General features: G+C 72.1%; 10 protein-coding genes and 2 pseudogenes. 8 read left to right on the top strand and 4 right to left on the bottom strand.

Features of this window, described 5'->3' with window-relative positions; genetic code table 11:
* Positions 1-225 precede the first annotated feature (225 nt).
* Positions 226-444: pseudogene (locus ACWD12_RS10935) on the bottom strand (alkaline phosphatase family protein); the annotation flags it as partial.
* Between the two features lie 444 nt (positions 445-888).
* Between ACWD12_RS10935 and ACWD12_RS10930 the strand changes: the two are divergent.
* Complete coding sequence (locus tag ACWD12_RS10930; RefSeq protein WP_450099257.1) at positions 889-2,079, top strand: Cmx/CmrA family chloramphenicol efflux MFS transporter; 1,191 nt, start codon at positions 889-891, stop codon at positions 2,077-2,079.
* Positions 2,080-2,229: 150 nt separating this feature from the next.
* On the opposite strand, the gene ACWD12_RS10925 is transcribed toward ACWD12_RS10930, so the two are convergent.
* Positions 2,230-3,891: an amidohydrolase gene (locus ACWD12_RS10925; RefSeq protein WP_450099256.1), complete on the bottom strand. Its 1,662-nt coding sequence runs from the start codon at positions 3,889-3,891 to the stop codon at positions 2,230-2,232.
* Complete coding sequence (locus ACWD12_RS10920; RefSeq protein ID WP_450099255.1) at positions 3,888-5,543, bottom strand: APC family permease; 1,656 nt, start codon at positions 5,541-5,543, stop codon at positions 3,888-3,890. Before ACWD12_RS10920 ends, ACWD12_RS10925 begins: the two co-directional genes overlap by 4 nt.
* Before the next feature lie 264 nt (positions 5,544-5,807).
* Between ACWD12_RS10920 and ACWD12_RS10915 the strand changes: the two genes are divergently transcribed.
* The 6 genes and pseudogenes from ACWD12_RS10915 to ACWD12_RS10890 all read left to right on the top strand — a co-directional run bounded on the left by ACWD12_RS10915 (position 5,808) and on the right by ACWD12_RS10890 (position 11,643).
* Complete coding sequence (locus ACWD12_RS10915; RefSeq protein WP_450099254.1) at positions 5,808-6,464, top strand: TetR/AcrR family transcriptional regulator; 657 nt, start codon at positions 5,808-5,810, stop codon at positions 6,462-6,464.
* A 644-nt stretch (positions 6,465-7,108) separates the two neighbouring features.
* Positions 7,109-7,400 (top strand): annotated as a pseudogene (locus tag ACWD12_RS10910) (urease subunit alpha); the annotation flags it as partial.
* 148 nt (positions 7,401-7,548) lie between these two features.
* A complete protein-coding gene (locus ACWD12_RS10905) occupies positions 7,549-8,610 on the top strand; it encodes an agmatine deiminase family protein (protein ID WP_450099253.1) in 1,062 nt (353 codons plus the stop codon).
* Positions 8,611-8,791: 181 nt separating this feature from the next.
* The gene (locus ACWD12_RS10900; protein WP_450099252.1) at positions 8,792-9,406 is read left to right on the top strand and encodes a TetR/AcrR family transcriptional regulator; all 615 of its coding nucleotides are present in this window, start codon (positions 8,792-8,794) and stop codon (positions 9,404-9,406) included.
* 254 nt (positions 9,407-9,660) lie between these two features.
* Positions 9,661-10,407, top strand: coding sequence for a hypothetical protein (locus ACWD12_RS10895; protein ID WP_450099251.1), 747 nt, complete (start codon positions 9,661-9,663; stop codon positions 10,405-10,407).
* 249 nt (positions 10,408-10,656) lie between these two features.
* Positions 10,657-11,643, top strand: coding sequence for a LysR family transcriptional regulator (locus ACWD12_RS10890; protein WP_450099250.1), 987 nt, complete (start codon positions 10,657-10,659; stop codon positions 11,641-11,643).
* Between the two features lie 119 nt (positions 11,644-11,762).
* On the opposite strand, the gene ACWD12_RS10885 is transcribed toward ACWD12_RS10890, so the two are convergent.
* Complete coding sequence (locus tag ACWD12_RS10885) at positions 11,763-12,338, bottom strand: TetR/AcrR family transcriptional regulator (RefSeq protein WP_358349145.1); 576 nt, start codon at positions 12,336-12,338, stop codon at positions 11,763-11,765.
* Between the two features lie 122 nt (positions 12,339-12,460).
* Between ACWD12_RS10885 and ACWD12_RS10880 the strand changes: the two genes are divergently transcribed.
* A complete protein-coding gene (locus ACWD12_RS10880; RefSeq protein WP_450099249.1) occupies positions 12,461-13,036 on the top strand; it encodes a dihydrofolate reductase family protein in 576 nt (191 codons plus the stop codon).

Here is a 13,036-nt window from a genome sequence, read left to right as displayed (position 1 = left end):
GCGCCGGGGGGGGGGGGGGGGGGGGTGGGGGCGTGCCGGGGGGGGTGTCCTGCGCGCGGGGCTCGCATGCGGCCGGGGCGCCCCCCCCCCCCCCGCGGCCCCCCACCACTGTTCTTCCCTCGATTCCGGCCGCGAACTCCTCCGGGGCCGAAAGACCCGCAGCTCATGCGCACGTCGTCCACGGCCCAGAACCAGTTGTTCTCACCCGCATAGCGGAACCGGACGTGTGCGGTCGTGCCACTCGTCGGAGTCCGCGACCGCGAAGACGCCGCGCCCGCGTACGAACAGCTCGCGCCCCTAGTCCCGTTGCGTGGCGGACCAGAACTCGTCGGTGGCGAACGTCCAGCCTCGCCACTCGGTCATGCCGCCACCGCCTATGTGGCTGTTGTCGACGGACCAGCCGGGCGGCGGTGTGGCCGTGAAGCCGCGGACATCGGCCGGGATGAGCAACTCACGGTGCCCGCAGCACGGAGTTCGAACTCACCGGCCTCGACCACTTCGGCCTCGTGAACGCCGACGTCCTGGCCGAGCAGCTCGAACACCTGGAGACGCAATCGAGTTGATCGGCCCGCGGCGCGTGGGTACTGTGCGTCGCGTGAACAGCCCAGAGTCCGACAGAGCGTAGCCGCCGGTCGTCCGGCGGCGTGGTGGTGGCGCTCGGCGTACCACCGACCAGTCTTGTGACTGGATGTACCGACCAGCCCTGAGGTTGGGGTGCATCGCGTCTGTGGCGACCGGTTCCTGTCCGGTGCCCGGCTCTCCCGCATTTCTCCGGCTCTCACCTTGCCGCGAACGACCGTGTCCACGGCAGCGCGCGACAGGTGACGTACGCCGATGTCCGGCACGCGGACGGTCCTGCCCGCATCGCATCCTGCGCTGGAGTCGGTCGTGCCTGTCCTTGTCCATGTCCTCGGTCTCGCGGTATTCGCCCAGGGGACCTCGGAGTTCATGTTGTCCGGCCTTGTCAACGGCATCGCCGGTGATCTTTCCGTATCGGTGGGGGCGGCCGCGAGCCTCACCTCCGCATATGCCCTCGGCATGATCCTCGGGGCGCCCGTGATGGCGGCGTTGAGTGCGCGGTGGCCGCGGCGCCGGGCTCTCGCGTGGTTCCTCGGCACGTTCGTCGCCGTGCACGTCGTCGGCGCGGTCACGAACGACTTCGCCGTGCTCTTCGGGACCCGGGTCGTCGCGGCGATCGTGAACGCCGGGTTCCTCGCGGTCGCGATGTCGGCCGCCACCAGCCTCGTCCCGCCTGCCAAGCAGGGCCGGGCCATGGCCGTCCTGCTGTCCGGCGTCACGCTCTCGTGCGCGGTGGGTGTACCGGCGGGCGCGCTGCTCGGCGACCACGCCGGGTGGCGTGCGGTGTTCTGGGCGGTCGCCGGGTTGTGCCTGCCCGCTCTGCTGCTCGTCCTCCGATCCGCGCCTGCCGACGCGGACGGCCGTGAAGATGTCTCGGTCCAGCGGGAGTTGCGCGCGTTGGCTTCGAGCGCGGTACGAACAGCCCTGCTGCTGGCCGCCGTTGTCAACGCGGCCACGTTTGCGGCGTTCGCCTACCTGGCCGTCATCGCCACCGACGTCACCCGGCTCTCCGAGGGCGTGGTGCCGGGCCTGTTGGCGGCGTTCGGCGTCGGTGCTTTCGTCGGCGTCACGGCCGCGGGGCGGATGGCCGACGGCAGGTTGGGGCGCGGCCTGCTGTTCGCGATGTGCGTACTGCCTGCGGGATGGGCGGCGCTGGCGGTGACGGGCGCGTACCCCGTGCCCTTGTTCGCCTTGGCGGTCATGCAGGGCTGCCTGTCGTTCGGCGTCGGCTCGGCGCTCGTGCACCGCGTCATGCACGTCGCATCCGAAGCGCCTTCGCTGGGGGGCGCCTTCGCCACGGTCGGCCTCAACGTTGGGGCGTTCCTAGGCCCCTTGGTCGCGGGCCTGGCCACCGAGGCCACCGGCGACTACCGGACGGCCGCGTGGATCAGCGCCGGGGCGGCGGCCGCGGCAGTCCCGATCGCCCTGGCGGCGTCGCGTACGCGCGGCGCGATCGACCCCGACGCCTCCCGAGCCATCTCGGAATTCCGGCGGCGGTGACCGGTACGACGATGCCGAAGCACGCGTACTCCGGGGCGCTGCCCGGCATGTGAGTTGGGCGACGATTCTTTGCATGTCTGGTGATTGGGGTGATGAAACGACCGCGGCGGCGCCCGGGTCGGGTGCGCCGCCGCCGGTTGTGAGACTGGGTCAGATGTCCGTCCGGTGGGTGAAGGAACCCGCGACGATCGTTGCGGTGACGGGGAGTCGGGCCACGTCGTCGGGCGTCACCCGGGTCGGGTCGTCGGCGAATACCGTGAGATCGGCATGGTGGCCGACGGCAATGCGTCCGGCCTGGGCCTCCTCGCCCGCGGCGTACGCGGCTTCGGTGGTGTAGCCGGCGAGGGCCTGGGCGGCGGTGATGCCGGGCGAGGAACCGTACGGGGCACGGTCGGACTCGCCTGCCGGGCGGCGCAGTTGGGCGCCTGCCAGGGTACGGCGCGGGTCGAACGCGGCCACCGGCCAGTCGGATCCGAGCGCGACGCGGCCGCCGGCGCGCAGGATGTCGCCGTACCGCCAGGCGAGCGCCGCGCGTTCGGGGCCGACCCGCTTCGACCAGTTGTCGGACTGGTCGGGCAACGACCAGTCCATGTGCGTGGGTTGCATCGACGCGACGACGTCCAGGGTGGCGAAGCGGGTGACCTCCGGGTCCTGGAGGACTTCGGCGTGTTCGATGCGGTGGCGGGTACCGCGTGGTGCCGGGGTGTGAGCGTACGTGTCGAGCGCGTGCGCGACGGCCTGGTCCCCGATGGCGTGGGTCCACGCGGGGAGTCCGTTGGCGGCGGCGATGGCGACCGCGTCCGCGTAGCGGGCGATGTCCTTCCACTGCGAGCGGTGCGACTCGCCGCAGCAGTCGGGTTCTTGGAGCCACGCGCCGCCGCCGTCGATGGCGCCGTCCGCGAAGAACTTGACCGCGGCGAGGCGGAGCAGGCCCTCCGGGGCGATCGCCTTGCGGAGGTCGCTGATGCGCTGCGCGAGGTTGTCGACCTCGCCGGGCGGGCACCAGGGAGCCCACCGTACGCGCATCGCCAACTCACCGGATGCGGCAAGGGCGGTGAGCGTGGCGGCGGTTCCGGGGCCGTCGTCGAGGACGTGTACCCCGGTGACGCCGAGCTTGGCCTGCGCCGCGAAGAGCGCGGTGACGCGTGCGGCCAACTCGGCGCCGTCCATGGGCGGTACGGCGGCGTAGCCGAGCGAGGTGGCGGCTTGCTCGTGCAGTTCGCCGGTGGGTCCGCGCTCGTCGCAGACGACCTCGGCTCGGTCGGCGAACTCCCGTGGGCCGGTGATCCCGGCGCGGCGCAGGCCTTCGGTGCTCATGAGCGCCGAGTGGGCGTCCGACATCCAGACGAACGCCGGTCGCCCGCCCACCGCTTCGTCGATCAGATCGCGGTGCAGCGTGCGGCCCGCGAACGCCCCGTACTCGCCGCCGTATCCGACGACCCAGCCGTCGGGGCCGACGAGCGCGGCGTGGTCGGCGAGACGGGTCCGCAGTTCGTCGAGGGTGTTCGCACCGACCAGGTCCGCGCCGCGCGCCATCTCCGAGCCCAGGACCGGGTGTTGGTGGCAGTCGGTCAGGCCGGGGGTGACCACGTGGCCGGATGCGTCTACGACTTCGGTGCGGGAGCCGACGTGCGGCCGTACGTCGGCGTCGGAGCCCACCGCCACGACGCGCCCGTCGCGGACCGCCAACGCTGTCGCGACGGGGTTGGCGGGGTCTTGGGTGAGGACGCGGGCGCCGACGATGACGAGGTCGGCGGCTCGGGAGGGAGCGGGGGAGGTCGAGGCCGGGGAGATGGCCGAAGTGCGGGTCATGCGGTGCTTCCGGTCGTAGGAGCGGGGGAGTTCGATGCGGCGGTGTCGCGTGCGTCGTCGTTCGGTGTGGCGGGGGTGTCGAGTGCGTCGTGGGCGGGGGCGTGCGGCGCGACTGCCTCCTGGGTCAGGGCCGCCGCTTCCAGCGCGCGCTGGGGGCGGGCGGCCACCAGGTAGATCAGCCCCGTCCCGAGCACCAGGGCGATGCCGATCACGGCCGCCCAGACCTGGTACGCCGGGGCGTCCGGCGGCGCGAGGAGCTTGCGCGGCCAGGTGATGTTCACGAATTCGAAGGCCAGCCACAGCACCGCGCCGATGTTGATCACGAGGCCGACGCGGCCGAGGCGGATGCCGGACGGCACCCAGGTCCCGCGTACCCGGGCCACCAGCGCGGCGAACGCGATGGCCAGGAACGTCAGGTAGAGGGCCGAGCTGCCGAAGGTGACGATGCTGCCGATCGCCGACGCCTCCAGGCCGAGCAGCAGCGCACAGCAGCTGATCACCAGGTCGACGGCGAGCGCGCCGAGCGGCACCTGCCGCTTGTTGATGCGGCGCAGCGTCTTCGACGCCGGGAGCACACCGTCGCGGGCCATCGAGAACATCGCCCGCGCGCCGCCGCCCTGCGACGCGAGAGCGCACGCGACGAAGGCGACGATGACCACGACGATGAACGGCTTGGACGACCAGTCGCCGAACGCCGCCACGACGGCCGTCGTCACCGGGTCGAGGTCCTCGCCCAGCATGATCCTGGCCGGATCCGGGTGCGCGAGGTCGACGGCGACCGCGTTGAGGATCACGATCAGCCCGACGCTGATGAACGCCCACCACAGCGCGCGGGGCACCTGCTTCGCCGCGCCGACGGTCTCCTCGGCCATCGCCACGCAGGCGTCGAAGCCGACGAACGCCCAGCCCGCGACGGCGAGTGCGGCCAGGAAGGCCATCGGCTTCGAGCCGTCCGACAGCGCCTCGGCGCCGAACGTGTCGGTCAGGATCGAGAAGCCGTGCTCGCGGAAGAGCAGCAGCAGGCCGAAGCCGACGAGCACCGAGGCCACCGCCTCGGCCGCGATCCCGAGATCGACGACGCGCTTGAGCACGTCGATGCCGTACGCGTTGATCAGCGCGCACAGCACCAGGAACAGCGCGGCCACCGCGACGACCCTGCCCGGTGTCGGGGTCCAGCCGAAGAGGGCGAAGAACCACGGCGACGCGAGGTAGGCGATGGTCGTGTGCGCGAAGATCAGCGCGCACACGGTGATCCAGCCGACGATCCAGGCGTACTTGGGGCCGATCAGGCGCCGCGTCCACTGGTAGGCGCCGCCCGAGATGGGGAAGTCGGCGGCCAGTTCGGCGTACACGCAGACCACGAGCGCCTGGAGCAGGAACACGACCGGCAGCGCCCACACCCACGCGGGGCCGGCGACCACGACGCCGAGCTGCACCACGGCGTAGAGGCCGACCACCGGGGACACCGTCGCGAAGCCCATCGCGATGTTGCCGAACACGCTCAGGCTGCGCTTGAGCTCCTGCTTGTAGCCGAGGCTCTCGAGGTGCGCGGCGTCGGCGTCGTACGCGCCGGGGGCGCCGGGCGCGCGGTCCGCCGGACCGGACGCCGGGCCGGGCAGGGGTGCCGGGCGGCGGGGAGGCTGCTGCGTCATGGGCCCTCATCAGGGGGAGGTCGACCGGCCGGGCCGTGAACGACAGTGGTCGCGTCGTCGTCCGATCAAAAAACTTACGTTGTTAGTTTTGGAGACTGTAGGCGAGCGACCCGGCCTCCGGGAAGACCCCAATTCCGGGATACGCTCGCAACGCCGGGTGACCGGCCGGATGCCCCCCGCCGGGTGCCGGCCCGCGAATTTCGGCGCAAGGACCGGCTGGATCCGCGCACGGGTGCGGTCGGGGAGCGAATCGGGGTGCATGGGATGGGCCGGCCGACGAACCCGCTGCTGAGCCGGGACGCCATCGCGGCGACCGCGCTCGACATCTCGGCCGAGGAGGGGCCCGATGCGCTGACGATGCGAGCCATCGCGGCCCGGATGGGCGTGCGCGGCCCGTCGCTCTACAACCACGTCAGTTCCAAGGACGACCTGCTCGACGCGATGACCGCGCTCATCAGCAAGGAGCTCGACAGCTCGGCGCTGGCGACGGCGGACTGGCGGGCCGGCATCACGGCGTACGCCCGCAGCTACCGCCGCGTCTTCCTGCGGCACCACGGCATCCTGCCGATCGTCGCCCGGCGGCCCGTGCAGACCGCGGAGGCCCTGGGCGGGTACGACGCCATCTCGGCCGCGCTGCTGCGGCACGGGCTCCCGCCCGCCGAGGCCGCCGAGACGGCGGCCGCGGTCGACTACCTCGTGCTCGGGTCCGTCCTGGAGACCTACACGGCCGGGTTCATCCGGGCGCCGCGGGACTACCGGCCGGAGTACCCCGCTCTCGCCGAGACCCTGGAGGCGGCGGACGCGGTCCCCGCGGCGGGGCCCGCACCGGCCGGCCTGGCCGGCCTGGACGAACGCGGCTTCGAACGCGGCCTGGCCCTGCTCCTGGATGGGCTGGGCGTCCGCCTGGACCGGCTTCGGTAAGCGGCCGCGGGGAACCGGGGCACACGTCCGTGCTGCCCAGGACGCACCCTCGTGGCGTTGCGGAACCTTGCGAGTACGAGACCGAGTACGAGACCGAGTACGAGCTTCGGTCCCGCGCCTTGCGCTAGTCGCAGGGTCAAGCGGACTCGGGAACTGGGGTGCGCTTCAGCGTTGCCCACCGCCGGGCCACTACCGAGCCGGGGCGGCGCCGCTGCCGTTCCGCAGGGCCTTTCCGCTGCCGTGCCGCCGCTGTGTCGCCGTCGAGTCGCGACGGCCGGGCCTGCACGGCCGTGCCGCAGCTCGCCCCCCACCGAACCCCGCCCCCGCCACCTCGCCCCCCGCCGCTGCGCTTCAGCTCCCGCGCTCCCGCGCTCCCGCTGTTCGGGGGTGTTGGCCGGACACTCGGGCGGAACCCTTTGACACCCGGTTTAGAACGCTGTTCAATCCCGTATTGAACGCCGTACAAACCGGAGGCTCTGTGCGACCCACCCCCACCGAGCGCGACCGGCTGCTCATCTTCACCGCCGCCGAGTTGGCCCGGGCGCGCCGTGCCCGCGGCGAACGATCCACGCGCACCACGTCGAGGGCTGCGGGGGCGGTCACGTGCCGAACGTGATGCGCACGGTCGGCGCCGCCAACGTCATCACGACAACGCCCGTGTGCTGCGCTACATCGCCAAGCTCACGCTCAACCCGGCCATCGCCCACGGGCCGGCGCACGGGGTCTGTCCGACACCTGCGAACCGCTGGTCCTTGGGTCGTAGTTCGGTGCGCACGGGGCGGCACCCGCGGCATCGGGCCCGCCGCCATGGTGTTCAACGGCCGTACGGCGGAAGTGCGGGTGGCGGCCGACACCACCACGGTCACCCTGGACGGCGAGCCGGTGATTTCCGAGCCCGCGGACTCGGTGAGCCTCAACCGCCTGTACTTCCTCTGACCCGGCTCTGACCCGGCGCCGCCCCTGGCCGACTCCGACCCGTCCCCGACCTGCCCCCGACCCCGACCCCTTCTGACCCCGACCCCTTCTGGCCCGGACCAGGCCTCCGCTCCTGACTCGTCGTCACCACCCGTAAGGAACAACCGACATGACCATCACCCCGGCCGCCGACGGCTTCTCGATGCCCGCCGAATGGGTCGAACACGAGCAGACCTGGATGGCTTGGCCCACGTCCAACGAGACCTTCGGCGATGGCGAGGCCGGGGAGGACGGCGACGGCGACCTGCACGCCGCGCGCGTCGCGTGGGGCCGGGTCGCCGACACCATCGCCCGGTACGAGCCGGTCACCATGGTGGCCAACATGGGCGAGTCGCAGACCGTCGCCCGCTACGTCGAGCGCCCGCTCACCGTCGTCGAACGCCCGCTCGACGACGCCTGGATGCGCGACATCGGCCCCACCTTCCTGACCGACGGCCAGGGCGGACTGGCGGCCGCCGACTGGGTGTTCAACGGCTGGGGTGCCCAGGAGTGGGCCTCCTGGGACCGTGACCAGGACATCGCCGAGCACGTGATCGAACTGTCCGGGGCCAGGCGGTACGCCTCCCGCATGGTCAACGAGGGCGGCGGCATCCACGTCGACGGCGAGGGCACCGTCATGATCACCGAGACCGTGCAGCTCGACAATGGCCGCAACCCCGGCTGGACCAAGGAGCAGGTCGAAGAGGAACTGCGCGCGTACCTCGGCATCGAGAAGGTCATCTGGCTGCCGCGCGGCCTCACCCGCGACTACGAGCGCTACGGGACGCGCGGCCACATCGACATCGTGGCGTCGTTCGCCCGCCCCGGCGTCGTGCTCTGCCACACGCAGCCCGACCCCGCGCACCCCGACCACGAGGTCGGCAAGGACAACGCCGCGCTGCTGCGCACCGCCACCGACGCACGCGGCCGCCGCCTGGAGGTCGTCGAGATCCCGGCGCCGACCGTCCTCACCGAGGAGGACCACGGCTGGGTCGACTACAGCTACATCAACCACTACGTCGCCAACGGCGCCGTGGTGCTGTGCGGCTTCGACGACCCCCGCGACGAGGAGAACGCCGGAACGTTCGCGAAGCTTTTCCCCGGCCGCACGATCGAACTGGTGGACGCCCGCGAGATCTTCGCCAACGGCGGCGGCATCCACTGCATCACGCAACAGCAGCCGCGCGTCTGACCCCGCGTACGGCGGCGCGGCCCCGTGGAGGAAGTGGGGCCGCGCCGGACGAGACTGGTCCCGTACGCGACGGCCGGGCCCGATCCGTGCGTGCCGTGGCGGGACCAGACGAGCCGGATGAGCCAGACGACCCGGATGAGCCGGACGAGAGCGAACGAGACGTAACCGGAGGGGAGCGACCATGCCGGCGACCGGCCGCCGCAAGCGCCTCGAACAGCCGCGCGAGGTCGTCCTCGAGGCGGCACTCGCGGCAATCGCCGAGGGTGGCCTCGACGCGATGACCATGGCCGCGCTCGGCAAGCGCCTCGGCATCAGCGGCGGCCACATCCTCTACTACTTCGGGTCCAAGGACCGCCTCCTCGTCGAGACCCTGCGCTGGAGCGAGGAGCGCCTCGGCGAGCGCCGCCGCGAACTCCTGGCCCGCCGGGCGCCCGCCGCCGAACGCCTGGCCGACTACATCGGCATCTACCTCCCCGTGGGCCGTGCCGACCCGCGCTGGACGATCTGGGTGGCGGTGTACGGGCGCTCGCTCGGCGATCCCGAAGTCCTGCACGCCGGACACGACATCGAGCGCGTCTGGGCGGCCGAACTGTCGGAGTTGCTCATGGCAGGCGCGGCCACGGGGGAATGGGAGCCGATGGACGCCGCCGCGCGCGCCGCCTTCACGGTGCGCCTGCACGGCATGCTCGACGGCTTCGCGCTGCAAATCGTGATCGGTGCTCCTGGCGTCGAGCGCGAGGAGCGGGTCGCGCACGCGTTGGCGTACGCCCGTTCCGAACTCGGCCTGCAGATCTGACAATTACGGTCGATATCAGGGAAATACTGGAGGAAACAGATCAATTACTCCTCAGTGTCCCGCATTGCGTCACACTAATCGGCGCATGTGGTGCACGGGGCGCATAGCGCGCGCCGTACCGAGCATGCTCTGAGACAGGGACAGAACGTCGTTCGGGGTGATGCACCATCAGTCGGCTGATCAGCGCCGGGTCCGGGAAGGGCCGGTCGCGCACCGCACCGGAGTGGTGGCGCGACCCGAAACGGCGTACCGGCGTGATCGCGCTCGCCGTCGTGCTCCTGATCCTCGCCGCGCTGATCGACCGCGGGAGCTGCTCCAACGGCAACGGCGCCGCGCCGGCGGGGGCCTCCGTCCCGGCGGACGGCTCCTCGTCCGCCGCACCCGGCCCCGGGCCGCCCGGGGCCGCGGGGCCGCACGACCCGGGCCAGGCCCCGGCGCCGTCCGCGAAGACCGGGGCCAGGACCACGCCTCCGGCCGCCGCGCCCGCGCCGACCCCGACTCCGGCGCCGCCCGCGACGTCGTCGGGCGGCGTGCCCCAGGTCGTCGGACTCGACCTCCAGAAGGCGCGCGACGCGGTCTGGTACTCGGGCTACCACTTCATCAAGTCCCACGACGCGCTCGGCCGCGGGCGCATGCAGATCCTGCTGAGCAACTGGCAGGTCTGCGACCAGAATCCGGGCCCCGGCAAGATCGACAAGGACACCACCGTGCGGCTCGGCGTGGTCCGCAAGGACGAGGACTGCCCCTCCGTCCCGCTGCCCACCGCGAAGCCCTCCGCGCCCGAGGGCATCATGCCGAACGTCGTCGGCCGCAGCGTCAACGTCGTACGCGAGGCTCTGCGCGACGAGGTCAAGGTCGACGCCGACGACCTCAAGAGCGGTCGGGCGATCATCGTCGAGAACCACTGGCAGGTCTGCACCCAGGACCCGGCCCCGGGCGCGGCGCTGCCCGAGGACAAGATCAGGCTCGGCGCGGTGAAATTCGGCGAGAAGTGCCCCTGACCCAATAGCGCCCCACTCCTGATCCGGCCCTGATCCGGCCCTGACTCAGCCGTGCGCCGACCCTGATCCGGCCCTGATCTGGCTCTGATCCAGCTGTGCGCGCCGACCGCGACCCGGCCGCGGGTCGGCCATGATCGGCTCACTCTGGCGTCCGGCGTCCCGGCGCGCGACGATGGCGACCGACGAGCACCGGAGCGACGCCCTGACGCCCGACATGACCGCACGACCACCGCACGACGGAGTACGCGCATGGCCCAAGACGGAGGCACCACACCGCGCCTGACCGTGCATCAGCTTCGCCGCCTGGTCGCGGTCGCGGAGCACGGCTCGATCTCGGCCGCCGCCGCGGCGCTGTTCCTCGCCCAGCCCGCACTGTCCAAGTCGCTGCTGGAGCTCGAACGCAGCATCGGTATGCGCCTGCTGGCGCGTACCAACCGGGGGACCGTGCTGTCGCCGGACGGGGAGCGGGCGGTCCGGCTGGCCCGCGCGATCCTGGCGGACGTCCGCGCGCTGGAAGGGCTGGCGCAGGCGGATCCGCCGGAGGCGTCGGGTGCGGCGGAGCCCCAACCGCTGCGCATCGCCGCGACGCCGACGCTGGCCAACGACCTCGGCACGCATCTGATCCCGACGTTCGCGACGCGCCATCCGCACCTGCGGCTCCGGCTGATCCGCTCGGCCTCGCGCGAGGCACTGTTCGACGCGCTGCGCCGCGGGGAGGCCGACGCCGGCGTTGCCGCGCTCCCTGCCCCTGACGATCTGATCGCCGATCAGTTCGCGGTACGCGAGGTCGTGTTGGTCTCACCGGCCGGCCTGGATCTGCCCGACACGCTGTCCGAGCGGCACCTGGACGGGCTCCCGCTCGTACTCCCGCCGCCGGGGTCGGGACGCCGCGACGACATCGACCGCGGGTTCCGGCGGATGGGGTTCAAGCCGGTCGTGGCGATGGAGGCCGAGGAGCGGTCGGCGTGGGTGGCGTGCGTACTCGCGGGGCTCGGCTCGGTGTTCCTGTACCGCGACCTCGTGGAGCACCTGGGCTACGAGGGCACGGACGCACGCGCGTTCGACCCCCCGGTGCGCGGCGCCGTGGGGCTGATCCGCCGCCGGCGGCAGCCCGGTGACCCGGGGCACCCGGGCGGCCCCGGTTGCCCTGGTGATCCCGGAGTACCGGGCGACGGTGTGACCGCATTCCTGGCGCACGCCCGCGCGAACGGCCTGCGCCCGACCCGCGACGCCTGACCCGTGACGCCTGACCCGTGACCCCCAACCCGTGACCCCCAACCCCCGCGACGCCTGTCCGCGGCCCGGCCGCGGCCACCTGACCGCCGCGTCCGCCCACACGTACCGGGCGGCGCCGCTCACGCCTCCGGCACCACGCGGTCCACGATCCCGTCGACGAGCGCGTCCAGCGAGTCGGCCGCGATGGCGTCCGGAGTCGTCAGGTGCTCCACGATCAGGCCGAGCATCGCGAAGTACAGGACGCTGACCGTCGTCCGGTCGCCGGGCAGGCCGCTGTCGAGGTGGAAGCGGATGGCCTCCTCGTACTCGGGGCGCAGCATCGCGCTCAGCGCCGCGCGCATCTCGGGCCTGCGGGTCGCCTCCAGGCGGAGTTCGAGGAGGGCGATGTACCCGGTGCGGTCGGCGCCGACCCGGGCCATCAGTTCGTGCATGAACCGGACGACGATCGCCTTCGAGGGCGGCGCCTCCAGCGTCCGCGAGACGGCGTCCGGATCCGGCCCGAGCCGCGCGTAGATGCGCGGGGCGATCTGGTTGAGCAGGTCGTCGCGCTTGCCGAAGTAGTTCGACGCCGTCCCGGTCGGGACGCCCGCCTGTACGTCGACCGCACGAAAGGTGAGTCCGCGGGCGCCCTCGCGCGCCAGCACCTCGATCGCGGCGTCCAGCAGTGCCGCGCGTCGTTCCGGGTTCTGAGCCATCGGTCGCTTCTCCCTCTCGGGTGTTCCTGATCTTCCGGTGCGCATCCCCTTGCCAACCACTACACATGAAGTACTATAAGCGTCGTGGTCAATCGGCCGCAGCGTAGTTCCCGAGGAGACACATGCGAAAGCTCACGTACTACATCAGCCAGTCGATCGACGGCTTCATCGCCGCGCCGGACGGCGGGTTCGAGCACTTGATGCCCTTCGTGGACGTGCACAAGTGGATCGTCGCCGAATACCCGGAGACCCTGCCGGCCTTCATCCACGAGGCCATGGGCGTCGACGGCCCGCCCCGGGTCTTCGACACCGTGATCATGGGCCGCGCGACCTACGAGCCGGGGGTCGAGGCCGGGCACGTCAGCCCGTACCCGCACCTGCGGCAGTACGTCGTGACCAGCAGCACCATCACCGAGAGCCTGTCCCCGGACGTCACCCTGGTCGCGGGCGACCCGCTGGAGACCGTCCGCGCGCTCAAGGCGGAGGACGGCGACATGGGCATCTGGCTGGCCGGCGGCGCGACCCTCGCGGGCGCGCTCTACGACGAGATCGACGAGCTGGTCCTCAAGACCTACCCGATCATCTCGCGCTCCGGGATCCCGCTCTTCTACGGCGACTTCGAACCGCGTCGGTTCACCCCGAAGGAGACCCTGCGCTTCGACGACGGAGGATCCGTGACGCGCTACGTCCGGACGTGA

The sequence above is a fragment of the Streptodolium elevatio genome (genome assembly GCF_053592165.1).
Note: the sequence above shows the minus strand (reverse complement) of the source record. Positions and strands in the feature narration are given on the sequence as shown.